This window comes from Rhizobium pisi, assembly GCF_003938655.1.
Classification (GTDB): Bacteria; Pseudomonadota; Alphaproteobacteria; order Rhizobiales; family Rhizobiaceae; genus Rhizobium; species Rhizobium pisi.
Genome location: NZ_RJJT01000019.1, coordinates 1 through 24,718, shown reverse-complemented (window position 1 = coordinate 24,718; position 24,718 = coordinate 1). Strand labels below are relative to the sequence as shown.

Sequence of the window (24,718 nt, the reverse complement as noted above, 5' to 3'; positions counted from 1 at the left end):
ATGACCAGGGAACTTGGCGTCGGCATCATTGGATGCGGCAACATCTCCACCACCTATTTTTCGCTCGCACCGCTCTTCAAGGGGCTGAAGGTGCTCGCTTGCGCCGATATCAACGTGCAGGCCGCCGAGGCCCGCGCCAAGGAATATGGCGTCAAGGCACAGACGATCGACGCGCTTCTCGCCAATGACGAGATCGACGTCGTGGTCAACCTGACGATCCCGGACGCACATTTTCCGGTGTCGAAGGCGATCCTCGAGGCCGGAAAACACGTCTATTCGGAAAAGCCGCTGGTGCTTTCACTGGAGCAGGGCGAGGAGCTTCGCCGCATCGCCAAGGCGAAGAATCTTGCCGTTGGCTGCGCGCCTGACACCTTCCTCGGCGGCGCCCATCAACTCGCCCGCAAGTTCATCGACGACGGCGGCATCGGCCGGGTGACCTCAGGCGCCTGCTACGTCATGAGCCCCGGCATGGAGATGTGGCATCCGAATCCTGATTTCTTCTTCCTGCCCGGCGGCGGCCCGATCCTCGATCTCGGGCCTTATTATGTAGCCAACCTGATCAACCTGATCGGCCCGGTGAAGCGCGTCGGGGCCATGACGTCCATGGCATCGGCAACCCGGACGATCACCAGCCAGCCGCGTCACGGCGAGATCATCCCTGTGAAGACGCCGACGACGATCCAGGCGCTGCTCGAATTCGTCAGCGGCGCCACGGTAACGCTGACGGCGAGCTGGGATGTGTGGTCGCATCGCCATGCCAATATGGAGCTCTACGGCACGGACGGCTCGCTCTACGTGCCGGACCCGAACTTCTTCGGCGGCACCGTCGAGGCAAGCGGCCGCGACAAGGACATCAAGCCGCTCGAGGCCTGGGACCATCCGTTCGGCAAGATCAACCAGGAAAACCCGAACGGCGCGCGTGCCAATTATCGCACGGCCGGCCTTGCCGACATGGTGACTGCGCTGATCGAGGGCCGCGATGCCCGCTGCTCGCTCGACCGCACGCTGCACGGCGTCGACGTCATGACCTCGATCCTGAAGTCGGGCGAGGAGGGCCGTTTCATCGACTTGACGACGACTTGCACGCAGCCTGCAGCACTGGGCATCGAAGAAGCGCAGGCGCTGTTGCGGTAGAGATGACGCGCGCCGTGGGCTTGCCCTGTCGGCGCGCTTGCTCCAATAGTCTCGTCATCCTCGGGCCTGCCCCACGGCCGTCCGGTTCGTGCTGATGGCTGCCCCTCACCCTAACCCTCTCCCCGTAAAAACGGGGAGAGGGGACGTGCCAAACGCAACGTGGAGGTTGAGGCTGGGGAAGGCGGTGCGGCATGTCCCTTCGCCCCGTTTGCGGGGAGAAGGTGCCGGCAGGCGGATGAGGGGCAGGCGCCGACGCTGTCTTAAGCCCGGACGTCGCATAACGACTACACGGATATTATACGAAGGAGAGTTTCATGAGCTGGCAACCGGCCGCAGACCGCTATTCGAAAATGAAATATAACCGTACCGGTCGTTCCGGCCTGAAGCTGCCGGCCGTCTCCCTCGGCCTCTGGCACAATTTCGGTGGCGACACGTCGCATGACCGCAAGATCGACATGTGCCGCACGGCCTTCGACCTTGGCATCACCCACTTCGATCTCGCCAACAACTACGGCCCGCCTCCAGGCAGCGCCGAGACGGCCTTCGGCGAAATCCTGCGCACCGAGTTTTCCGGGCTCCGCGACGAGCTGATCATCTCTTCGAAAGCCGGCTACGACATGTGGCCGGGACCCTATGGCGAATGGGGCAGCCGCAAGTATCTGATTGCCTCCTGCGACCAGAGCCTGAAGCGCATGGGCCTCGATTATGTCGACATCTTCTATTCGCATCGTTTCGACCCGGAGACGCCGCTGGAAGAGACCTGCGGCGCGCTCGACCACATCGTCCGCTCCGGCCGGGCGCTCTATGTCGGCATCTCCTCCTATAATTCGCAGCGCAGCCGCGAAGCCGCCGCCATCCTCAGGGAACTCGGCACGCCCTGCCTGATCCACCAGCCGAGCTATTCCATGCTCAACCGCTGGGTCGAGGACGACAAGCTGCTCGATACGCTCGACGACGTCGGCATGGGCTCGATCGTGTTCTCGCCGCTCGCCCAGGGCATGTTGACGACGAAGTACCTCGCCGGCATTCCAGAGGACAGCCGTGCGGCGCAGAACCACTTCCTGAAGCGCGACTTCATCCGCCCCTCGATCATCGACAATATCAAGAAGCTCAACGGGATTGCCGAAAGGCGCGGCCAGACGCTGGCGCAGATGGCGATCGCCTGGGTGCTGCGCGGTGGCCGCGTGACCTCGGCGCTGATCGGCGCCAGCCGCTCATCGCAGATCGTCGATTGCGTCAAGGCGCTGGATAATCTCGATTTCACTGCCGAGGAGCTTGCCGAGATTGATGTCTACGCCCGCGAGGCCGACATCAATCTCTGGGCCAAGTCGGCCGAACGCGCATAATCACATCAGGCCCGGGAGGAAAGCCTCCCGGGCTCTTTTCTGCTATAATTTGATGTACGTGCAGCAAATAGCCCGCCAATCGGAGGAGGCCGCTCTCATGATCCGCAATCCCATCCTGCCGGGGTTCAATCCCGATCCGTCTATCTGCCGCGTCGGCGATGACTATTACATCGCCACCTCGACTTTCGAATGGTATCCCGGCGTCCAGATCCACCATTCGCGCGACCTGGTGAACTGGACGCTGGTGCGCCGGCCGCTGGAGCGGAGATCGCAGCTCGACATGCGCGGCAATCCCGATAGCTGCGGCATCTGGGCCCCGTGTCTTTCCCATGCCGACGGGCAGTTCTGGCTTGTTTATACCGACGTCAAACGCTTCGACGGCAATTTCAAGGATGCCCATAATTACATCGTGACTTCACCCTCGATCGAGGGCGAATGGTCCGAGCCCGTCTATGTCAATTCCTCGGGCTTCGATCCCTCGCTGTTCCACGACGACGACGGCCGCAAGTGGTTCGTCAACATGCAATGGAACCACCGCACCGAGAGCTTCGGCGGCTCGCCAAAATCGCCCGCTTTCGACGGCATCCTGCTGCAGGAATGGGATCCGGCGACGAAGGCGTTGAAAGGTCCGATCCGCAACATCTTCGCCGGCAGCCCGCTCGGCCTCGTCGAGGGGCCGCATCTCTTCAAGCGCAACGGCTGGTATTATCTGACGACCGCCGAGGGCGGCACCGGCTACGACCACGCCGTCACCATGGCGCGCTCGCGCAGCATCGAAGGCCCCTATGAGATGCATCCGAACATGCACCTCATCACCTCCAAGGATCATCCGGGCGCAATTCTGCAGCGGGCAGGGCACGGCCAGTACGTCGAGACGTCAGATGGCCAGGCATATCACACCCATCTCTGCGGCCGACCGCTGCCGCCGAAGCGGCGCTGCACGCTGGGGCGCGAGACCTCCTTGCAGAAATGCGTCTGGCGCGACGACGATTGGCTCTATCTGGAAAACGGCACTTCGGTGCCCGATGTCGAGGTGCCCGGCCTCTTCGGCGCGGCGCCGGTGGAAAAGCCGATGCGCAGCGAATACAGCTTCGATGGAGCCAAGCTGCCCGCCGACTTCCAGTGGCTGCGCACGCCCGAACCTGCCCGCATTTTCAACCTGACGGACCGTTCCGGCCATCTGCGCCTGATCGGGCGCGAAAGCATCGGCTCCTGGTTCGAACAGGCGCTGGTCGCCCGCCGGCAGGAACATCACAGTTTTCGCGCCGAGGCGGTGGTCGAATTCTCGCCCGACACCTATCAGCAGGTCGCGGGACTGACGCATTACTACAACCGCCATAAGTTCCATGCGGTTGCCGTGACGCTGCACGAAACGCTGGGCCGCTGCGTCACCATCCTCTCCTGCAATGGCGATTATCCGAACGGACGCCTGAGCTTTCCCGTCGACGGCGGAGTGGCGATCGCCGCCGAGGGCCGCGTCCAGCTTGCCATGGAAATCCGCGAGAACGACCTGCAATTCTTCTGGCAGACGGAAGGCAAGGGCGCCTGGCAGCCAATCGGCCCGGTCCTCGACGCCGGGGTGATCTCCGACGAGGGCGGGCGTGGCGAACATGGCTCCTTCACCGGCGCTTTTGCGGGCATGTTTGCCTTCGATACATCGGGGCGCGGGAAGGTCGCGGATTTCGACTGGTTTGCTTATGACGAATTGTGAGGGTGGGCATCTGCTACGGATGCCCCCTGCTCGCGACGACAAAAAAGAAAGCCGGCACGGAGGCCGGCTGAGACGAACGCGGCTGGACAGGGGATACTGGCCGGTTCCAAGCACTTGGTGACTGACAATAACTTTCACTACATGCCGAGGCAGCGAAAATGGGGCGCAACGAGAACACCCGAGGACGGCTCCGCAAAGGGATGGGCGGCGGGGCGGATGCCGGTGCTTGCCTCGGCTCCCTTATCGGGCATGAATATCACCGGATGATGACATCCGAAACCGGCCACTACCTTTCTTTTCACCAAGGGAAGGCCGGCCGCAAAGACGTGGGATGCCGGCCATTTCGACCGCGCCGGGAGGCGCGCTTGCTCCTCCAATCTCGTTGAAAAATGAGTGTCGCCGGCAGCAGCGGCGGCGCCTCTGACAACTGTGTTAGCTAGGCGTGAATGCTGTGTTCACGCCCCACAGGATGTCAAAGCGTCGCAAAGGGCTTATATACCGGGGCGAAATCACCTTTGGAATCCGCAAGAGCCCACATGGCCCCCATTATTTCCGTCCAGAACCTCACCAAGACCTATGCCAACGGGTTCGTGGCCCTGAAAGGCATCAACCTCGACGTCGAAAAGGGCGAGATCCTGGCACTGCTCGGGCCGAACGGCGCCGGTAAGACGACGCTGATCTCGATCATCTGCGGCATCGCCAATCCGAGCGGCGGGAAGGTGCTGGTCGACGGCCACGACGTCGTGAAGGAGTTTCGCGCGACCCGCGGGATGATCGGGCTGGTGCCGCAAGAGCTGACGACGGACCAGTTCGAGACGGTTTTCAACACGGTGAGTTTTTCCCGAGGGCTGCATGGCAAGAAGGCCAATCCCGCTCATATTGAGAAGGTGCTGCGCGCGCTCTCGCTGTGGGACAAGAAGGACAATATGCTGCGTCAGCTCTCCGGCGGCATGAAGCGGCGCGTGCTGATCGCCAAGGCTCTCTCGCATCAGCCGGATATTCTTTTCCTCGACGAACCCACAGCTGGCGTCGACGTGACGCTGCGCAAGGACATGTGGCATGTGGTCGAAGAGCTTCGGGCCTCCGGCGTCACCATCATCCTGACCACCCATTATATCGAAGAGGCCGAGGAAATCGCCGATCGCGTCGGCGTTATCAACGGCGGCGAACTGTTGCTCGTCGATGACAAGAAGGCGCTGATGGCCAAGCTGGGTCGCAAGCAGCTCATTCTCGATCTCAACGAACCGCTCGGCCGCCTGCCGGACTGTTTTGCCGGCAACGGGCTGACGCTGGAAGCCGGCGGCAACCGGCTGACCTACGATTTCGACGCCGACAACGAGCAGGAAAGTATCGCTGCCCTACTGACGCGGCTCGGCGAGAACAATATTCATTTCAAGGATCTCTCGACGCGGCAGAGCTCGCTCGAAGATATCTTCGTGGCGCTGGTGGGAGCGGACAAATGAACTTCGAGGCGGTCAAATCGATCTATTTCTTCGAGATGGCGCGCACGCGCCGCACGCTGCTGCAGAGCGTCATCTCGCCCGTCATCTCGACCTCGCTCTATTTCATCGTGTTCGGCGCGGCCGTCGGCTCACGCATCCAGGAAGTCGATGGCGTGTCCTACGGCGCCTTCATCACACCCGGCCTCATCATGCTGACGCTGCTCGGCCAGTGCATCAGCAACGGCTCCTTCGGCATCTATTTCCCGAAATTCACCGGCACGATCTATGAGGTGCTTTCCGCGCCGGTGGCGATGACGGAGATCCTGCTCGGTTATGTCGGGGCAGCCGCGACCAAGGGCGTGATCATCGGCTTCATCATTCTCCTGACGGCCAATCTCTTCGTCGAGGTCCGGATCGAGCATCCCTTCATGATGATCCTGTTCTTCCTGCTGACGGCGGTCACCTTCAGCCTGTTCGGCTTCATGATCGGCATCTGGGCCGGCAATTTCGAGCAGCTGAACCTCATTCCCATGCTGGTCGTGCCGCCGCTGACCTTCCTCGGCGGCAGCTTCTATTCGGTCAGCATGCTGCCGCCCTTCTGGCAGGCGGTCAGCCACCTCAACCCGGTGCTCTATCTCGTCAGCGGCTTCCGATGGAGTTTTTACGGAATCGCCGACGTCAATCCCGCGATCAGCCTGGCGATGATTACGGGGTTCCTGGCGATCTGCCTGGGGACGCTCGGCTGGATCTTCAAGACCGGTTACCGTCTGCGAAACTGACCGCTTGAGCGCCATCATCGGAAAATCCGATGATGCCATCGATTTCTTCCGATTTTTTTCCGCTTCGGCCTGCGGCATCTGCTCTCTCATTCCAAATGGAGATGCAAGATGACAGCTATCAGGATCGAAGATGCGAATGTGTTGATCGTCGGCGGCAGTTCCGGCATGGGGCTGGCGCTTGCCATGCGCCTGCTGGAGGAGGGGGCGTCGGTGACGATTGCGGGACGCAGCAAAGACAGGCTCGCCGCGGCCCGCCACCACCTCGCCGACCATCCGAAACTTGAAACGCGCGCCGTCGATATATCGCGGGAGGAGGAAGTCGTCGCACTGTTTCGAACCAGCGGTCCGATGGACCATATCGTCAGCACTGCGGCCGATATCGAAGGGGCCTATCAGCTGCTGCCCTCGCTCGAACTTGCGGCGGCGCAACGGGTGGTCGAGAGCAAGATCTACGGGCCGCTGCTCCTAGCGAAGCATGGCGCCGCCCATCTGCCGCTGTCGGGATCGATCACCTTTACCTCAGGGATTGCGGCCTATCGGCCGGCAGCGCGCGGATCGGTGGTCGCAGCCGTCAATGCCGCGCTCGAGGGCCTCGTCAGGGCGCTTGCGGTCGAACTCGCGCCGATCCGTATCAATGCCGTATCGCCGGGATGGGTGGATACGCCGATCTGGAGCCTCGTTGCCGGCGACGCCAAACAGGCGACGATGGATGCGATGGCCGAGCGCCTGCCTGCCGGCCGCGTCGGCAAGCCGGAGGATATTGCCGATGCGATCCGCTTCCTGATCGGCAACGGCTTCACCACGGGCACTATCCTGCACGTTGAAGGCGGGCATCGGCTGATCTGATCGGCGAAAGGTGCTGGCTTGCCGATTGCAGCACGAGAGCGAGTGCCGGCGGCTGCACGCGCCGGCGCCGCCACATCATCACCAGCGAGGCGGCTGGCGGTTCGCCCGGCCATGGCAGTTCGACGACATTCCCCAGCAACTGACATGACGAGACCGCAAGGCGCGGAACGAGGCCATAGCCCGCGCCTGAGGCAACCAGGCTGATGATCGTCGCGATGCTGTCGGCTTCCGTCACGACGGGCGGCGCCACCATGCCCGCTTCGGCAAAGGCTGTATTAAACAGGTGGCGATAGACGCAACCGGTTTCCGTCGCGACGAAGGGGATGCTGGCCAGCGCGGCGAGGCTTTCGACCGGCCGGGCTTGCGAATCGCGGCCGGCGATCAGCACCAGCGGCTCGCTGGAGATCCGGCGCATGGCGAAGCGCTCATCCTGCTGGCCGCGATCGAAGGTGAAGGCGACATCGATCGAGCCGTCTTGCAGTTGCCCGAGCAATTCGCCGCTGCCGCCGATCCTGAGCTTCAGTCCGATGTCCGGGTTCTCCTTGCCAAGGAGCGACAGCCAAGGGGCGAGCCTTTGGGAAGCGATGGTTTCGAGCGTGCCCAAGGTGATGGATTGTCCGATGCTGCCGGCGGCCGCACGGACGGCAGCCTTTGCCTCGTCGTTCAGCGCCAGGATCTCTTCCGCATAGGTCTTCAGCGTCGCGCCTGCCGGTGTCAGGGCAACGCCCTGTCGGGAGCGCAGGAAGAGTTCGGTGCCGAGCTCTTCTTCCAGCACCTGGATCTGGTCGCTGAGGCTCGACTGGGCGAGATTGACCTCGGCGGCGGCGCGCGTGAGATTTCCGTGTCTGATGACCGCGAGGAATGTCTTCAATTGTCGTGGGTTCATGTCGGGATTCCGCTATGCCGGGACGCGGCCTTGATGAAGACTATCAACAAAGCGGATCGGACGGCAACGTGGGGAGCATCGACGGCGGTATCTTCTTGTCATGCGCCACACGGCATGCTTCGATGAATTCCATGAGCCATTTTCATGGAGTTCGCGATGTCCTCAGACGAGGTTGACCTCAATCTCCTGCGCGTCTTCGATGTGCTGATGCAGGAGAGGAGCGTGACGCGCGCTGCGGATCATCTGGGGCGGACCCAATCGGCAGTCAGTCACTCACTTGCCAAATTGCGCATCCTTTTCAAGGACGAACTCTTTACGCGTGACGGCGGATTGATGAGGCCAACGCCTCGCGCACTGGAGCTCGTCGGGGATTTATCCGATGCTCTCGGAAAGATTCGCGCGTCGATCGGGCGGTACAGGATCTTTGATCCTGCGACGACCGAGCGAAAGTTTCGCGTCGGGCTTACCGATTATCATGCGATGATTTTCATCCCGGGCCTCATTCGCGAATTCTCAAAGCAGGCGCCGCATGCCACGCTCAATGTCATACCGGCTAACCGGGTCGAGGCCGAAAGCACGGATTATTTCCGACAGGTCGATTGCACTTTAACGGGCGCAAATCTCAAGGATGACCCCAATCTGACTAAAATAGAACTTGGACAGGACAGGATGCTCTGTGCCGTTTGGAGCGGCAGCCCGATCGCCAGAAGCCCGTTAAGTCTGGAGACATATCTTGCGGCTTCTCACCTTCAGATTTCCGCCGATGGTCAGTCCGAAGGTTTGGCCGATGGTGCACTTAGAGAGCGCGGCCTCAAGCGAAAGGTGGTAGCCACCATCTCGAATTATCTCGTGATGCCTTGGGTGCTCAGAGGGACCGACCTTATCACCCATTGCGGCGACAGCATTTTTCAAATGCTCGATGAAGCAAGCGAGGTGACGCTTCTCTCGCCTCCCATTCCCATTTCTTCCGTCAGTGCAAATCTCGTGATGCATCGGCAAATGGCTGGCGATCAGGGCGTCCTTTGGCTGCGTCGCTTAATAACAGAATTATATCACGCCGCTCAAATCAGAAAGAATGAAGTAATATTGGCAAAAGACGTGATCGTCTAATTTGTTGTTTTGGCAATTTATCTGATTTGTTCTATGGAATTACCATCGTCGTCCGGTGAATGCACTTCGTTTGTTTCAAGCTATAGCTTGTAAAACGGGTAATGAATTCTGTTCATAAAGTGAATGATGATAATCAATTTGACAAATTAATGGGTCGCGAACCACCCTCCTTTTGCAAATTTCAAAAAAAGGGGATCCTTCCATGCGAAAATTAATGACCGGCGTTCTTGGCGCGGCACTCGCCGCTTATGCGTCCACCGTCTGGGCGGGAACATTGGACGACGTCAAGGCAAAAGGTGTCCTGACCTGCGGGACCAATCCGGCAACGGCCGGTTTCAGCATTCCTGACAATGACGGGAAATGGACAGGCTTCGTCGTCGATTACTGCCGCGCGGTTGCCGCGGGCGTCCTCGGAGATGCCACGAAGGTTAAATTTATCCCGCTCAACGCCAAGGATCGGTTCACCGCGCTCCAGTCCGGCGAGATCGACATCCTGGCGCACAATGCGACATGGACGTCCTCGCGCGACACCTCGCTCGGCATCCTTTTCGCAGGCACTTATTTCTACGACGGCCAAGGTTTTATGGTCCGCAAGTCGGAAAATATTCAGTCTGCCAAGGGTCTGGATGGCGCATCGATCTGCGTTTCACAAGGAACCACCGCAGAGTTGAACCTCGCCGACTACTTCCGCACCAACGGCATGACCTACAGCGCTGTCGGTTTCGCGGATGAAGAGGCTGTCATCAAGGCCTATGAAGAAGGGCGTTGCGACGTTTTATCCGCCGACACTTCGAGCCTGAACGCTGCGCGTATCCGCATGGCGAAGCCTGACGAGAATGTCGTGCTTCCCGAGATCATTTCGAAGGAGCCGCTGGGGCCGGCGGTCCGGCAAGGCGATGATCAGTGGCTGAACATCGCCAAGTGGACGCTCTATGTCATGGTCGCCGCGGAAGAGTTCAGCGTCAGCTCGAAGAATGTCGACGAAATGAAGAATTCCGACAATCCGAACATCCGCCGCCTGCTGGGCGTTGAAGGAAGCTTCAGCAAGGACATCGGGCTCGGAGAGACCTGGTCTCAGGACATCATCAAGCAGGTCGGCAATTATTCCGAGATTTTCGAGCGTTCGATCGGCAAGGACTCCCCCTTGAAGATAGAACGTGGGGTGAATGCGCTCTGGAACGCCGGCGGCCTCCAGTACGCGCCGCCCATCCGTTGATAAGACGGGGAGGCCGTCGCGAGGAGCGCGGCCTCCTTCCTGTTGGGAGGAACGGATGGTTGACATTTCTCAGCCTGCGCCTGTGCGCAGCACCTTCTCGGTCTACGACAAAAAAGTTCGTGGAATCGCCTACCAGACCGCACTGGCTGTCAGCTTGATGGTGATTGTCGCGGGAGTTACAACCCAGACTGTTTCCAACATGAAACAGCGCGGCATTCCCCTTACTTTTGATTTCTGGAAGCAAACGGCAGGCTTCCAAATCAGTCAGACGCTCATCCCCTACGACACGCTCTCCACCTATGGACAGGCATTTTGGGTGGGCGTTGCGAACACGCTGCTGGTCAGCGCTTTTGGCATCGTGCTTGCCACGATCATCGGTTTCCTGATTGGCATTTCACGCCTTTCCAACAACTGGATCGCCGCCAAGGTCGCGACCTCCTATGTCGAGGTCGTTAGAAATATCCCGCTGCTGCTTCAACTCCTGTTCTGGTACAACGCGGTCCTCAAGCCGCTGCCGGCTCCGAAGGCATCGATCTCCATCCCGGGAGGAATCTACCTCAACAACCGCGGGATCATCATGCCCGCGGTCGAGTTTCAGGCGGGGGCCGGCTGGGTGGGAGCGGCAATCTTTGCCGCGGTCGCTGGCGCCGTTGCATTTGGCGCCTACGCCCGGACCGTCCAGAAGCGAACCGGCCGCCAACTTCCGGTCCTGCGGGTCGCCATCGTTGTTCTCATCGGGTTGCCGCTGCTTGCCTCTCTGGCAGCGGGTCGCCCGTGGACCTTCTCCTATCCGGAGTTGAAGGGCTTCAATTTCCGCGGCGGCCAGCAGATTTATCCTGAATTCGCAGCGCTGCTGATCGGCCTTTCCGTTTACACGGCGTCATTTATCGCCGAGATCGTCCGCTTCGGCATCCAGGCCGTCTCCAAAGGGCAAACAGAGGCGGCCCACGCACTCGGTCTTTCGCACGGCAAGACGCTGCGCCTGGTGATCGTTCCGCAAGCTTTGCGGATCATCATCCCGCCCTTGACCAGCCAATACCTGAACCTGATCAAGAACTCATCGCTCGCCGTCTTCATTGGCTACCCGGACCTGGTTCAGGTCTTTGCCGGATCGGTTCTCAATCAAACGGGCGCGGCAGTCCAGGTGATGGCCATAACGCTTGCGGCCTACCTGGTCATTTCCCTGATCACATCGGCCGCAATGAACACCTTCAACCAGTATTTCGCGCTCGTGGAGAGATGAGATGAACGACACTCTTCCTGCTGCGGCTACATATCGATACGAATACCTTCCGGCCGTTCCCCCGCCGGCGGGCATCCGGCCTGGTCCCATATCCTGGGCGCGAGAGAATCTGTTCTCAAGTCCGTTCTCATGCTTTTTGACGGTGTGCTTCACTGCGCTGGCGATATGGCTCATTTCCCAGTTCGTCGGCTTTGCGCTGATCAAGGCGGTGTGGAGCGGCGACAGCGAGACTTGCCGCGCCAATCCTGACGGCGCGTGCTGGTCCTTCATCAGCGCCAAGCTGAACTATCTCCGGTACGGAGCCTATCCGGCATCCGAGCGCTGGCGCGTTGACTTAACGCAGGTGATGGGCGCTGCCCTGGTCTGCTGGCTCCTGTGGCGGAATGCCCCGCGTCGGAACATGGCGGCGGTGCTGTTCTTCGGAATCTACCCGATTGCGGCGTTTGTGCTGCTTCGCGGCGTCGAAACGATCGGTCTGCCTGTCATAGACACAACGCTCTGGGGCGGGATGATGATCACGCTCCTGATGTCGGTCGTCGGGATCGTGTTTTCGCTGCCGATCGGCATCGTTCTCGCACTCGGCAGACGCTCCGAGCTCCCGATCATCAAGGCCGTTTGTGTCTTCTATATCGAGGTTGTCCGGGGCGTACCGTTCATCACCGTGCTCTTCATGGCGAACTTCATGATGCCGCTGTTCGTGCCCGAGGCGCTGACGCCGGACAGACTTCTGCGGCCAATGATCGGCACTGCGCTGTTTTCGGCGGCCTACATGGCGGAAGTGGTTCGAGCCGGACTGCAGGCCATGCCCAAAGGGCAATATGAAGGGGCTCAGGCCCTCGGCATCGGATATTTCACGATGATGAGGCTCATCATCCTGCCCCAGGCGCTCACGATCGTCATTCCCGGTATCGTTTCGACGTTCATCGGGCTTTTCAAGGATACGACACTCGTCGCAATCGTCGGCATCGCAGACTTCCTGCGCGCGGTCGAAACCGCCCGTATCGATCCAAACTGGGCCGGTCCGACCATCTCGTCAACCGGTTATCTGTTCGCCGCGATCCTCTACTGGATCTTCTGCTTCGGGATGTCCCGGTACTCCCATTCGGTGGAACGTCACCTCGCGCGCGGCCACAAATCATAGGAAAAGTCGATGTTGAACAATCCAAAACACACGCCAGCCGGCGGGGTCAGAACAGTCCCCGTTGAGAGCGATTGCAGCAATTCTTGCGGCGGATCCTGCGGTGGCAGCTGCCTGCTCGCGGTGGTTCATGGTGAATTTCTACTAGGAAACTGAAGCAATGACATACTCTGAGACAAGTGTACCGGCGGCCGGGAAGCTGGCCGCGGAAGAGCGGAGCTTTGACACCATCCATGATCGCAGCCAGTTCGGATCTGCGAAATGGGCCAACCAATGGGACGAATTTTCTCCCCGCGTGCAAGGCGACGGATTGGTGTCTTTATGGACGGCCGATATGGATTTCCGCGCACCGGAGCCGGTGATTGCGCGGCTTCGGGAGGCCGTCGACCATGGGATCTACGGCTATACCAAGCGTGATCCGGCCCATTACGACATCGTGAAATCGTGGTTCGAGCGGCGTCATGGTTGGAGCGTGGGTGTTGAAACGCTCCTTCCTGCCCCGGCAATCATGCCTTCGGTAGCGGCCATTCTGCGCACATTTACCCAACCTGGCGACGGCGTGATCGTGCAGGCTCCGGTCTATTCGCCATATTTCCAGGTCATCAGGGATAATGGCAGGAACCTTCTTATCAACCGCCTCAAGCTTGTGAACGGTGCCTATGAACTGGACCTGGACGATTTTGAACGCCAGGCCGCGAGTGGCGCACGGGCATTCCTGCTGTGCAACCCCCATAATCCGGCAGGGAAGGCCTGGACGCGAGAGGAACTTGAGTGTCTCGACGCTCTCTGCGAGCGATACGGCATTCTGGTCATCTCCGACGACATTCATTGCGATATTCGGCTGAACGACCGACCGCACATTGTCTACTCCTCGATCAGTGACGGGGCGGCGGCGAGATCCTTCATCTGCACGGCCCCCACCAAAACATTCAATCTGGCTGGCGTGCCAGCCGCGACGCTTTCCGTTGCCGATCCGAAACGTCGCGAGGAATTGTTTCAGGTGATGCAGGCGTCGTTCATGCTGAACGCGAACTACTTCGGGCGATTGGCCCTGGAGATCGCATATACCTCGGGCGACCCATGGCTTGAGGCCCTGACACCCTATGTGCGCGAGAACGTGCGCCTCGTCTGCGACGTTGCGGCAAGTGGACTGCCAGGTGTCCTTCCGATGCGGCCGGACGCATCCTTCCTGGTGTGGTTGGATGCACGGGAACTGGATGCGAGAGTGGACGGGGTGCACCGCTTCTTCGTCGAGCGGGCAGGTGTCAATCTCTATGATGGGCGTGTCTATGGACCCGGTGGAGAGGGCTTCATTCGCCTCAATGTCGGTTGCCCGCGATCGGTCCTTGCGCAAGCGCTGGAACGGATGACAAGCGCGCTCAGATCCCTATAGCGCGACAATTCCCCGCTCATTCCCGGAATAAACATGGAGGGTTCAATGGCCCGTTTGCTTGTGATTAATCCGAACACGTCGACACGCATGAGCCAGAAAATCGACGCTCTCGTGCGAGACGAGGTCGGCGCGACGGCCGAGGTCCATGTCGTTACTTCAGACTATGGATTCGACTATATCTCGACGCGGAGCGGGGTTGCGATCGCCGCGCACGCCGTTCTCGACGCGGCCGCCAAATTCATCGTCGATCAATTCAGGCCGGATGCGATTCTTTTGGCCTGCTTTGGCGACCCCGGAAGGGAAGCGCTCTGCGAGCTGACCGGCCTTCCGGTCGTCGGTTTCGCCGAAGCAGGACTGCAAGCTGCCGCGGCGGAGCCGGGCACGACGCTCGTTGCCACAAAGGGAAGCCTGTGGTGCGAGATGTTGGGTGAATTGGTTCAGCGGCTTGGGATCAGCGATAAAATCGCAGGCATACGATCCGTCGAGCATCTCGACGACGGCCGCTCAATCGCGAAGTTTCTTGCCGCCACGGCTGCGGAGATCGGAGCCAGCCGAATCGTACTTGGCGGGGCAGGGCTGATCGGAATCCTTCCGGAGGTGATCGCGACATCAGAGGTTCCTGTCCTCGATCCGCACCGCATCGCGATCAGGAAGGCTGTTGAAATGGGCAGAAGCGCAGGCCATTCAAAGGCCGTGCAACCATCGCCACAAACTCCTGTGGGACTGTCTCGTGCACTTTGCACCCTGCTCGACAGGCGGACAGCCTGACGTTCAGCCAGCCATGCGCATTCCGTCAGGCACTGCTGACCAGGAGGGCGCCCGACAGGATGAGGAGGGTGCCGGCGGCGAGCTTGACCATGTCGACCTGCCGTAAAGCCGTATCGCGCAGACGTTCCCGCGGCCTGACTTCGTGGACTTGTATTGCAACGAGCGCTGAAACCGCACGTTGACGAGATGGAGATATCCGTCTAGCTGTAGCGGTCATGAAGATCGCAATGGTTCTTGTCGTGGTGATAGGGCGCATGGGCAAGATGGTGTAACCATTCGGCGATCAGCCCCATGCGCGGTCAATCAAGCTCCTGACGGGGCTTTTTTTGTGCCCTGAATTTGCGCTTCGCCCCCGTCGGATTTCCCACACCATCTCGCTGACAAGACGGGCAAGATCATGACTCGCGATAATTCCGTTCAGACTTCTGCCGGCCGCATGACCGGGGAAGCGGCCGCGCCTTCGACGGCGGCTCCCCGACGCTCGATTCTCCTTCTGCTGACCGCACTCTCCGTGCTGCCGGTCAACATATATCTGCCCGCGCTGCCAAACATCGCGGTCGCATTCCGGGCCGATTTCGCACTCGTCAACCTTTCGATTGCGGGCTATGCGATCGTCAGCGCCCTGACGGAAATCATCGCGGGCGCTATGTCGGATCGATATGGGCGCAGACCGGTCGCGCTGACAGCCGTCTCGATTTTCATCGTCGCCTCCATCGGTTGCGCCCTTGCGCCCAATATCGGCATTTTCCTTCTGTTTCGCGTGATGCAAGCCCCTATCGCGGCCTGCTTCTGTGTTGCTCTCGTCGTTATCAAGGAGACGGCGGGCGAACGCCAGGCTGCCAGCAGGATCGGCTACGCCGCCATGGGATGGGCGATTGCCCCCATGCTCGGTCCCACCTTCGGCGGCGTCCTGGACGAAATGTTCGCGTGGCGGGCGATCTTCGTTACCCTTGCGTTGCTCGGCGCGGCCATCCTCGCCATATCCATGCGCGAGTTGAAGGAAACTTCCGGGCATATGCCGAAGCCGCGGGGTAACTACTTCGTCTCCTATGGGCAGTTGCTCAGCTCGGCGCGGTTCTGGGGTTATGCGCTGTGCATGGCCTGTTCCATGGGCACACTTTACATCTTCCTCGGCGGCGCATCGTTGGCGGTCGGCAGTTCGCTCGGCGGATCGAGTGCGAAACTGGGCTTCTTCATGGGAATGGTGCCCGCGGGGTTCATTCTGGGCAGCTACCTCGCCGCTCGTTTCACCGGCAAATCGCTCGGCATGACCCTCGTCATTGCGCGCCTATCGACGTGCATGGGTTTGTTGCTGGGGCTGGTGCTCTCGATGTCAGGCGTTACGCATGTCCTGGCGTTTTTCGGACCGTGCATCTTCATCGGCATTGGCAACGGATTGACCTTTCCCGCCGCCAATCTGGGTGTCATGTCCGTTCGCGCCAATCTCGCAGGCACGGCTGCAGGCCTTGCCGCCGCGATGTCGATCGCCGGCGGCGCGTTGATTGCCTCGATTGCGGGACTGTTTCTGCGGGAGGCGGGCGCAATCCCGAGCCTCTTCCTGATGTTGTTGACATCGGCATCGCTTGCCTTGTCGGCAGCGTTATTTACAGCTCTTATCGACCGGCGGCTCGCGGGCCGGCTTCCTGATGGAGAACCCGCCGAAAGCGGGTGAGGCGGGCCGCGGCCTCAATCGCGAATGCGGAGTTCGTCAGTCTGCATCTGCAGGGAGCCGAGGGTTTCCAGGAAGCTCATGCCAAGCAGGCTCTGATCGAGCCTGCCGTCCTCGGCGACGCTGGCTGCGACATTGTTGCGGACGATAGGGCCGATCGCCACCTGGTCGAGCGTGACCGGAGCTGCGCGGCCGCGACCATTGGCGGTCATCACGGTCATGGAATAGGTGAGGTGGGAGAGGTCGATGCCGATCCGCTTGGCATCTTCCTGCGAGAGCGCCACCATGCTGGAGCCGGTGTCGACGAGCATTTCAATCGTCTGGCCGTTGACGCTGACGTCGGCTTCGAAATGGCCGTTCAGCAGCTTGTGAAGGATGATTTCCTGGCCGCCCCCGCTTGTCGTGACGACGACGGCCCGGCCGGGAACGAGGCCGGCAAGCAGCCGGTTGCCGACGCCGAGCGCCTCCTGGCGGTAGAGGTAGACGGTGACGAGCGCGAGGATGATGACCAGCCAGATCATCATCTGGCGCATTGTCTCACCGACATTGCGCCGGCTTCCCCAGATGCCGGCCGACAGCATCAGCGCGATCGGCAGCAGATAGATGGCGCGGCCGAACTCGTCGCTCCGCAGGCCGAGGATACGGCCGCTGTCATCGTTGATGATCAGTGCGGCAAGGCCGATGCCGATCACGACGAGAAGGATGATGAGACGGATCATAAAGGCCGCTCCGGCCCGCCGGCGAAATTCGCCTTTGCGTGGTTTGACACCGTGACCACGCCTGCCAGCCTTGCCGGGAGCAGCGTCATGATCCGCTGGCGCTCGGCGTCGGAAAAACTCATCCAACCGCCGATTTCCTGGAGAGTCCGTCCGCATCCGGCGCAAAATCCGGAGGAGGGCTCCATGGAGCAGACGTGAATGCACGGTGTTTGCATGGTAGACATATCGGAGTTTCAAAGAGCTGTGGCAAGGGCGCAGACGGCGGCGATCTCGCAAATCTGTTGCGTCGCGCCTAGCGTGTCGCCGGTGTGGCCGGCAAGCTTGCGGCGGATGAAGGCTGTGAAGGCGACCGCGGCGACGCCGGTGGCGAGCAGGCTTGCGACGAGCGGCTGCAGCCCGAATGCCGGCCCGATCAGGAGCGCTGCGAGGAGGCAGGCTGCAACGAGCGCAAACTGCATCGCCGCCTCGTCGGGCTGGCCCGTGGAGGCGGCCACGCCATCGAGCTTTGCCGCCGGCAGCCGCTGCCAGTGCCAGGCGATGGCGCCGCGGCTCAGCGCCGCGACGGCCGGGACGGCGAGGGCTGCGGCGAGCGGCGAGGAGTGGCGGGCGAGGGCGGAAAGCGCGGCGGCCCGGATCGCGAAGGAGAGGATCAGCGCTATCGCGCCATAGGTGCCGATCCGGCTGTCCTTCATGATAATGAGGGCCTGCGCGCGGCTCTTGCCGCCGCCGATGCCGTCGGCCGTATCGGCAAGGCCGTCCTCGTGCAGCGCGCCGGTGACGAGGGCCTGGATGGAAAGCGCGATCAGCGCCGCCATCAGCGGATCGGCGCGCAGGCTCAAAAGCAGGAGGAGGGCGAGGCCGGGGACAAAGCCGATGACGATACCGGCGAAAGGAAATGCGCGCACCAGCCGGCCAAGCCTGCCGTCATAGCCCGTAAACATCGATTGAGGCATGGGAATACGGCTCAAGAAGGCGACGGCGCGGGCGGTATCAACCGCATAGTCCTTGATCTTCATTCTGCTTCGTTCTGCCGGAGGCCTCGGCTTATGGTCGCGGCGGCGCTTTTGGTGTTGTTCGCCTCGTCCGGCGGCTTTAAGAGAGTTGCCACCGCAAAGAAGCTGATTTGCGCGACGCAAACAAGTGGTTTGCGAGAAAACAAGAATACCTGGATTCATAGGAAAACCGCACAGATGAGCGTTTCAGGCCTGCCGTTCGACGATTTCCGTACCCTGCTCCGCGACCTGCCGGGGCCGGATGCCCGTGCGCTGGTGGCCGCGCGCGAACGCGACGCGCAACTGACCAAGCCGCCGGGCGCGCTCGGACGGCTTGAGGAAATCGCCTTTTGGCTCGCCGCCTGGACGGGCCGCACACCTGCCGTCAACCGGCCGCTTGTGGCGATCTTCGCCGGCAATCACGGCGTCACCAAGCAGGGGATCACGCCCTTTCCGCCCGCTGTCACGCAGCAGATGGTCGAGAATTTCGCGGCCGGCGGTGCCGCGATCAATCAGATCTGCGTCGCCTACGATCTCGGGCTGAAGGTTTTCGATCTGGCGCTCGATTATCCCACAGGCGACATCACCGAAGAGGCGGCGCTTTCCGAGCGCGATTGCGCCGCGACCATGGCCTTCGGCATGGAGGCGATCGCCGGCGGCACCGACCTGCTCTGCATCGGCGAGATGGGCATCGGCAACACGACGATCGCCGCGGCGATCAACTATGCGCTCTACGGCGGTTCGGCGCGTGACTGGGTCGGCCCCGGCACCGGCTCGGAAGGCGAGATGCTGGAGCGCAAGATCGCGGCGGTGGAAAGAGCGGTAGAACTGCACAGCGACCATCTCGACGATCCCCTCGAAATCATGCGCCGGCTCGGCGGCCGCGAGATCGCGGCAATGGCCGGCGCTATCCTCGCCGCGCGCATGGAACGCATTCCGGTGCTGATCGACGGCTACGTCGCAACTGCGGCAGCGGCGATCCTGAAAGCCGCCAATCCGTCGGCGCTCGACCATTGCCTGATCGGCCACGTCTCTGCGGAACCTGCGCATCTGCGCTCGATCGAGATGCTCGGCAAGACGCCGCTACTGGCGCTCGGCATGCGGCTCGGCGAAGGCACCGGCGCGGCGCTGGCCGCCGGCATCGTCAAGGCGGCCGCCGCTTGTCATTCCGGCATGGCGACGTTTGCCCAGGCGGGTGTGGCCAACAAGCATTGAGAGCGGCTGGCGTGCTGCGCCGGCCGCGAGCGGATCGGCTTGCGCCGCTCAGCCTGATTTTGTATTTGCGTATTCGCTCATCAAAGAGGAGAGGGACGCCTTGACGAAGCCTGCGGTGACGAAAGAGACCGGACTTCGGCATTTCATCGCCGCTGCCAGCTATTCCTGGGCGGGCTTCTTGCGCGTGCTGAAAGAGGCGGCCTTCCGCCAGGAGCTTGGCTTCTTCGTCGTTTCGCTCGCGGCGCTGGCGCTGGTGGGGGCGAGTGCCGGCGAGATCATCGTCGCGGTGCTCCTGTTTCTCGGGCTCTTTTCGATGGAGGCGATGAATACCGCCGTCGAAGAGGTGATCGACCGGATTTCGCCGGAGATTTCAATCGTCGGCAAACATGCCAAGGATCTCGGTTCCTTCGCGGTGACCTGCATGATTGCCGCCTGCTGCCTTTATCTCGGCTTCGTTCTCGGCAAGCATCTGTTCTTTGGAACCGCATGATGTTGTCCGAAAACCGCTCCCACTTTTCGGCATCATGCTGTAGCTGAATCAGGCAAAGCTCCGGCGCTTGCGGGCGACCGCATGTGCTTCTTCCACGGCCGGCAGGCTCTGGAGCACGCGCTTCGCCGGCAGGATGGCAATGACCTCGGTGCCTTCGCGCAGCTTCGATTTCAGCAGAAATTGCCCATCATGCTTGGCAAGGATCGCCTGGACGATCGGCAGGCCGAGGCCCGTGCCCTGTTCGGCGCTCTTGATGGCGATCGAACCCTGACCGAAGGCCGACAGCACCACCGGAATCTCGTCTTCCGGAATGCCGGGGCCGTTGTCCTTGATGGAGATATATTGTCCGCCGCCGGCGGTCCAGCCGACCTTGACATGGATCTCTCCGCCCTGCGGCGTGAACTTGACGGCGTTGGAGAGGAGATTGAGCACCACCTGGCGCATGGACTTCTCGTCCGCCCAGATGGCGGGCAACTGCCGTTCGAACTGATCCGAAATGGCTATGTTCTTGGCGCGGGCGCGCAGCTGGACCATGCCGATGCAATCCTCGGTGATATCGAGAAGCGAGATCGCTTCTTCGCTCAGCTCGTATTTGCCGGCTTCGATGCGCGAGAGGTCGAGGATCTCGTTGATGAGATCGAGCAGATGCTGGCCGGAGCGATGAATGTCGCCGGCATATTCCTTGTAGGTCGGATTGGCGAGCGGCCCCAACACTTCGGCCGACATTACCTCGGAGAAACCGAGGATGGCGTTGAGCGGGGTTCTGAGCTCGTGGGACATGGAGGCGAGGAAGCGGGATTTGGCGAGGTTTGCCTCTTCGGCGCGACGGCGAGCCTCGTCCGACATGGATTTCGCCACTTCCAGCTCGGCGATCAGATCGTCCTTTTCCGACTGGTAGGAGAGGATCATGAGGTTCGACTTGAAGAGCCGGTCGCTGATATAGCTGAAGAAGACGACGGTGGTGGTGAAGACCGCCGTCAGGCTGATTTCGAGAAGGTCGCGCGACAGGCCGCTCTTGGCGCCGAGCGCCAGAACCGCCGGAGAGAAGGCGACGAGCACGGACGGTGTCAGCATGAAGTTCGACATCGCCGTGACGGAGAGCGCGATCAACAGCGTCGCGCCCTTATAAAGAATGAAGCTCGACGGCTCGCAGGTGTCGCAGCCCTGCAGCGCAAAGATCGCCCAGCAGCAGCCGAGCAGGAACTGGCCGAAGAGCAGCAGGCGGCGCCATCTGCGGGCGCTTTCGGCGGTGATTTCCTGCCTGCGGGCGCGCCGGGCAAGCAGGATGTTGCCGGCGTGGCAGGTGAGCGTCAGCAGCGCCCAGAAGAGCAATTGCGTGTTCTGGGTGAAGTAAACGCCGAGTGCGGTGATGATGACGACGAAGAGCGGCATGATCGTCGCGCCCTGCAGCACCGACGTCACGTACATCTTAAGTACATCGCGGTCGAAGGAGGAATTGGACGCATGACCAGACTGAAGACGTTCGCGCGTCTGCCGCACAGCCTTGGAAACGGCCTTGTTGCGGTGGCTGCGCGACTTGTCGACGATAATCTTGTCGGTCGATGTGCTTACGCCGGTACTCATGTGCACGTTGAAACTTCATCCCAGGGTGGATAAGAGCTTAACCGACAATTCTTAAGAAGATGTTTGCCATCTTTGCCAAGGATTTGTTTTTTAAGGAGGCAAAAGCGTGACACGGGGCCTGCGCCTGATTCGCGACGGCGTGACTGCCTTTGCCTTGCTGGCGCTGGCCGCGCTGATCGCCGCCAAGCTCAACGATGCCGATAAAATCAAGTATGCCGGCGCCTTCCGCGCTGCCGACGGAGACAGCCTGACATCCGGAGCAGATCGTTTGCGCCTCGAAGGCATCGATGCGCCGGAGCTCAACCAAAGCTGCGAGCGGGACGGGAAGGCCTGGGCCTGCGGGCGGATGGCGCGCGAGACGCTCCAGGGCATGGTGCTGGGATCGGGAACATTATGTGAGGGCAGCCAGCGCGACCGCTACGACAGGTTGCTCGTCGTCTGCCGGAGCGGGACAGGCGTAGACATTAATGCCGCCATGGTGCGCCGGGGCATGGCCATCTCCTATGGTGGATATGGCCAGGAGGAGGCCGAGGCGAGAGCTGAGAAGGCAGGGCTTTGGGCCGGAACTTTCGAGCGGCCGCGAGATGTGCGCGACCATGCGCGCGCGGGTTCCGGTTTCGACCACACCCTGCTCTTCCTCAGGCAGGTTGCCGGATGGGAATAGAGACATGATCGACGAAGCGATGCTGGAGGCGCTGCGGCGGGAGATCGCGTTATGCCGCATCTGTCGTGACACGCCGGCAAGAGGCCCGGAGAATCGACTGCCACACGAGCCGCGGCCGGTGGCCGTGATCTCGTCGAGCGCGCGCATCCTGATCGCCGGGCAGGCGCCGGGACTTCGGGTGCACGAGAGCGGTCTTCCGTTCGACGACGCTTCCGGCGACCGGTTGCGATCATGGCTCGGCGTTGACAGGGTAAGTTTCTACGACCGCGACCGATTCGCCATCGTGCCGATGGGCTTCTGCTTTCCTGGCTACGACGACAAGGGCGCGGATCTGCCGCCGCGGCGCGAATGTGCGCCGTTCTGGCGGCAAAGGGTGATTTCGGCCATGCCGCAGATCGAGCTGGTGCTGGTCATCGGCCAATATGCGCAGGCCTGGCATATGGCTGGCGCCAGGCGGGACAACATGACGGAGACGGTGCGGGCATGGCGCGACAGCCTTCTTTCCAACCGGTCGCCGGCGGTGCTGCCGCTGCCGCATCCGAGCTGGCGCAACAGCGGCTGGCTGAAGCGCAATCCGTGGTTTGAGGAAGAGTTGCTCCCGGTCTTGCGGGAACGCACAAGAATGCTGCTTTTCTGAAACAAAATTCTTTTCGTCGTGCGGAATCGCGTTATACAAAGAAAAATAATTCGAAAGGACTGTTGTGCGCATGGACCGCCTCGACCGCAAAATACTACGTCTGCTGCAAGAAGACTCGACCCTTGCCGTTGCCGATCTCGCCAAGAAAGTCGGGCTTTCGACGACGCCGTGCTGGCGGCGCATTCAGAAGATGGAGGAAGACGGCGTCATCAAGCGTCGAGTCGCTATCCTCGATCCGGAGAAGGTCAACACCAAGGTCACTGTTTTCGTGTCGATTCGCACAGCGACCCATTCGATCGAATGGCTGCGGCGCTTTTCCGAGGTGGTCGCCGAATTCCCCGAAGTGGTCGAATTCTACCGGATGAGCGGCGATGTCGATTATCTCCTGCGAGTCGTCGTGCCGGACATCGCCGCCTATGATGCCTTCTACAAGCGGATGATCGCCAAGATCGAGATTCGTGACGTCTCCTCCGCCTTTGCGATGGAGCAGATCAAGTATTCGACTCAGTTGCCGCTCGACTACATGATCCTTGAGAACGCCAAGTCCAACGAAGACTGAGTCTCGACGTGCGGCCTGCTTGCCCAGGCGCGTGAGAGCACGATCGGACGAAGAGTAGCATCGCGTGCGGCATTCCCATGACAAGCGGGAATGCCGCCCGACGTTGCCACGCTGAGGGGTGAAATATGCCGCCTCGGTCTAGAAAAGCCCCAAAAACAGCAAAAAAATGCGCCAATCGCGGCGAAATCCTGGAAAAATATATAGCCTGATAACAATTGCGGGCGTATGTTGCGTAGAACCAGTGGGCGCTATGTCATCATTTTGTCTCATTGGTACCGAAATTAGAACACCATGTTCCAAACCGCCGCCTTGCTTGTGTTCATTAGCCGGCGGTAGAACTTATGAACTTCACCAATGTGTTCGACAGGGTTCGAACGGTGAAGAATTCGATGATGGGTGTAGCGGTTGCGGCTTGCGATGGAGGATTTCCGTCGCGGAGCCGTTTGTTGTGTTTTCTGCGTAATTCTCTGATATTGTTGTATAAAAATCACGGCGTCGGGTAAAGTTGCCTTGGGAGGCCCGTCTGGCGTGTATCGAGAATTGCTTGATAGCGCCTTGTATGTGATGACGGTTTGGCGGTTCGATCGATCCGCACGCCGAGATGGCTGTTCAAACTGGGCCGGCTTCAAATCGACTACCCGATTGGAAGCTAGCCCCGATCGACAAAGGAATGGATTGGTAAATGAACATCAGAATGGTTTTGCTAGCATCAGCAGCAGCATTTGCTGCATCGACGCCGGTTCTTGCAGCTGACGCTATTGTTGCTGCTGAGCCGGAACCGGTTGAATATGTTCGCGTCTGCGACGCTTACGGCACCGGCTACTTCTACATCCCGGGCACCGAAACCTGCCTCAAGATCGAAGGCTACATCCGTTTCCAGGTTAACGTTGGCGAAGACGTCGGCGGCGATTCTGACTGGGATGCAGTGACCCGCGGTCAGGTTCAGTTCACGGCCAAGAGCGACACCGAGTATGGTCCGCTGACCGGCGTCATCGTCATGCAGTTCAATGCTGACAATGCGTCGACTCAGGAAGCCAAGCTCGACTCCGCTTATCTCGACATCGCGGGCTTCCGCGCTGGTCTGTTCTACAGCTGGTGGGACGATGGCCTCTCGGGTGAAACCGATGACATCGGTTCGGTCGAAACGCTGCACAACTCCATCCGCTATCAGTATGAA

The 24,718-nt window shown here is 60.7% G+C and carries 24 protein-coding genes; 19 read left to right on the top strand and 5 right to left on the bottom strand.

The genetic code is table 11. The features are described from left to right. From EFD55_RS23925 to EFD55_RS23900, 6 genes are all read left to right on the top strand, one after another. Nucleotides 1-1,134 (top strand): Gfo/Idh/MocA family protein, encoded by a 1,134-nt coding sequence (locus EFD55_RS23925; protein WP_125848069.1) that lies wholly within the window; start codon nt 1-3, stop codon nt 1,132-1,134. Nucleotides 1,135-1,448: 314 nt separating this feature from the next. Then, nucleotides 1,449-2,480: an L-glyceraldehyde 3-phosphate reductase gene (gene mgrA / locus EFD55_RS23920; protein WP_125848067.1), complete on the top strand. Its 1,032-nt coding sequence runs from the start codon at nt 1,449-1,451 to the stop codon at nt 2,478-2,480. Between the two features lie 97 nt (nt 2,481-2,577). Further along, nucleotides 2,578-4,191 carry a glycoside hydrolase family 43 protein gene (locus tag EFD55_RS23915; RefSeq protein ID WP_125848065.1) on the top strand — a complete coding sequence of 538 codons (1,614 nt, stop codon included), beginning with the start codon at nt 2,578-2,580 and terminating at the stop codon, nt 4,189-4,191. 536 nt (nt 4,192-4,727) lie between these two features. Continuing rightward, entirely contained in the window at nt 4,728-5,654 is a 927-nt protein-coding gene (locus tag EFD55_RS23910) for an ABC transporter ATP-binding protein (RefSeq protein WP_125848063.1), read from the top strand. Further along, nucleotides 5,651-6,412, top strand: a complete 762-nt coding sequence (locus tag EFD55_RS23905; RefSeq protein WP_125848061.1) for an ABC transporter permease — start codon at nt 5,651-5,653, stop codon at nt 6,410-6,412. Before EFD55_RS23910 ends, EFD55_RS23905 begins: the two co-directional genes overlap by 4 nt. Before the next feature lie 108 nt (nt 6,413-6,520). Next, nucleotides 6,521-7,258 carry an SDR family oxidoreductase gene (locus EFD55_RS23900; RefSeq protein ID WP_125848059.1) on the top strand — a complete coding sequence of 246 codons (738 nt, stop codon included), beginning with the start codon at nt 6,521-6,523 and terminating at the stop codon, nt 7,256-7,258. On the opposite strand, the gene EFD55_RS23895 is transcribed toward EFD55_RS23900, so the two are convergent. After that, nucleotides 7,221-8,144 (bottom strand): LysR family transcriptional regulator, encoded by a 924-nt coding sequence (locus tag EFD55_RS23895; protein ID WP_125848057.1) that lies wholly within the window; start codon nt 8,142-8,144, stop codon nt 7,221-7,223. The genes EFD55_RS23900 and EFD55_RS23895 overlap by 38 nt on opposite strands. A gap of 144 nt (nt 8,145-8,288) precedes the next feature. On the opposite strand from EFD55_RS23895, the gene EFD55_RS23890 reads away from it, so the two are divergent. From EFD55_RS23890 to EFD55_RS23855, 7 genes are all read left to right on the top strand, one after another. Beyond that, a complete protein-coding gene (locus EFD55_RS23890; protein ID WP_125848055.1) occupies nt 8,289-9,254 on the top strand; it encodes a LysR family transcriptional regulator in 966 nt (321 codons plus the stop codon). A gap of 202 nt (nt 9,255-9,456) precedes the next feature. Next, nucleotides 9,457-10,470 carry an amino acid ABC transporter substrate-binding protein gene (locus EFD55_RS23885; RefSeq protein WP_125848053.1) on the top strand — a complete coding sequence of 338 codons (1,014 nt, stop codon included), beginning with the start codon at nt 9,457-9,459 and terminating at the stop codon, nt 10,468-10,470. Between the two features lie 55 nt (nt 10,471-10,525). Next, on the top strand, nt 10,526-11,713 hold the full coding sequence (locus tag EFD55_RS23880; protein WP_125848272.1) for an amino acid ABC transporter permease: 1,188 nt from the start codon (nt 10,526-10,528) through the stop codon (nt 11,711-11,713). Nucleotide 11,714: 1 nt separating this feature from the next. Next, nucleotides 11,715-12,854: an amino acid ABC transporter permease gene (locus EFD55_RS23875; protein WP_125848051.1), complete on the top strand. Its 1,140-nt coding sequence runs from the start codon at nt 11,715-11,717 to the stop codon at nt 12,852-12,854. 157 nt (nt 12,855-13,011) lie between these two features. Then, a complete protein-coding gene (locus EFD55_RS23870; RefSeq protein ID WP_125848049.1) occupies nt 13,012-14,244 on the top strand; it encodes a MalY/PatB family protein in 1,233 nt (410 codons plus the stop codon). Nucleotides 14,245-14,289: 45 nt separating this feature from the next. Beyond that, nucleotides 14,290-15,012, top strand: a complete 723-nt coding sequence (locus EFD55_RS23865; RefSeq protein WP_165504826.1) for an aspartate/glutamate racemase family protein — start codon at nt 14,290-14,292, stop codon at nt 15,010-15,012. A gap of 397 nt (nt 15,013-15,409) precedes the next feature. Continuing rightward, a complete protein-coding gene (locus tag EFD55_RS23855; RefSeq protein WP_125848043.1) occupies nt 15,410-16,684 on the top strand; it encodes an MFS transporter in 1,275 nt (424 codons plus the stop codon). Nucleotides 16,685-16,698: 14 nt separating this feature from the next. Here the strand turns inward: EFD55_RS23855 and EFD55_RS23850 are convergent, their stop codons facing one another. Genes EFD55_RS23850 through EFD55_RS23840 form a run of 3 tightly spaced genes read right to left on the bottom strand, consistent with a single transcriptional unit; the run spans nt 16,699 to nt 18,416 of the window. Further along, nucleotides 16,699-17,400, bottom strand: a complete 702-nt coding sequence (locus EFD55_RS23850; RefSeq protein ID WP_125848041.1) for a TIGR02281 family clan AA aspartic protease — start codon at nt 17,398-17,400, stop codon at nt 16,699-16,701. Further along, nucleotides 17,397-17,615, bottom strand: a complete 219-nt coding sequence (locus EFD55_RS23845) for a DUF1289 domain-containing protein (RefSeq protein WP_125848270.1) — start codon at nt 17,613-17,615, stop codon at nt 17,397-17,399. Before EFD55_RS23845 ends, EFD55_RS23850 begins: the two co-directional genes overlap by 4 nt. An 18-nt stretch (nt 17,616-17,633) precedes the next feature. Continuing rightward, nucleotides 17,634-18,416 (bottom strand): adenosylcobinamide-GDP ribazoletransferase, encoded by a 783-nt coding sequence (locus EFD55_RS23840; RefSeq protein WP_125848039.1) that lies wholly within the window; start codon nt 18,414-18,416, stop codon nt 17,634-17,636. Between the two features lie 174 nt (nt 18,417-18,590). Between EFD55_RS23840 and cobT the strand changes: the two genes are divergently transcribed. Together cobT and EFD55_RS23830 are read left to right on the top strand one after the other, a co-directional pair. Next, complete coding sequence (cobT, locus tag EFD55_RS23835) at nt 18,591-19,607, top strand: nicotinate-nucleotide--dimethylbenzimidazole phosphoribosyltransferase (protein WP_125848037.1); 1,017 nt, start codon at nt 18,591-18,593, stop codon at nt 19,605-19,607. Between the two features lie 100 nt (nt 19,608-19,707). Beyond that, nucleotides 19,708-20,097: a diacylglycerol kinase gene (locus tag EFD55_RS23830; RefSeq protein ID WP_125848035.1), complete on the top strand. Its 390-nt coding sequence runs from the start codon at nt 19,708-19,710 to the stop codon at nt 20,095-20,097. Nucleotides 20,098-20,145: 48 nt separating this feature from the next. Here the strand turns inward: EFD55_RS23830 and EFD55_RS23825 are convergent, their stop codons facing one another. Then, nucleotides 20,146-21,681: a sensor histidine kinase gene (locus EFD55_RS23825; protein ID WP_125848033.1), complete on the bottom strand. Its 1,536-nt coding sequence runs from the start codon at nt 21,679-21,681 to the stop codon at nt 20,146-20,148. Between the two features lie 106 nt (nt 21,682-21,787). On the opposite strand from EFD55_RS23825, the gene EFD55_RS23820 reads away from it, so the two are divergent. The 4 genes from EFD55_RS23820 to EFD55_RS23800 all read left to right on the top strand — a co-directional run. Then, nucleotides 21,788-22,345 carry a thermonuclease family protein gene (locus EFD55_RS23820; protein WP_125848031.1) on the top strand — a complete coding sequence of 186 codons (558 nt, stop codon included), beginning with the start codon at nt 21,788-21,790 and terminating at the stop codon, nt 22,343-22,345. Between the two features lie 4 nt (nt 22,346-22,349). Beyond that, nucleotides 22,350-22,982: a uracil-DNA glycosylase family protein gene (locus EFD55_RS23815; RefSeq protein WP_125848029.1), complete on the top strand. Its 633-nt coding sequence runs from the start codon at nt 22,350-22,352 to the stop codon at nt 22,980-22,982. Between the two features lie 70 nt (nt 22,983-23,052). Further along, entirely contained in the window at nt 23,053-23,541 is a 489-nt protein-coding gene (locus tag EFD55_RS23810; protein WP_004678404.1) for an Lrp/AsnC family transcriptional regulator, read from the top strand. A gap of 682 nt (nt 23,542-24,223) precedes the next feature. Then, nucleotides 24,224-24,718 (top strand): porin (locus EFD55_RS23800; RefSeq protein ID WP_148102909.1); only part of this gene is annotated, 495 nt, incomplete at its 3' end.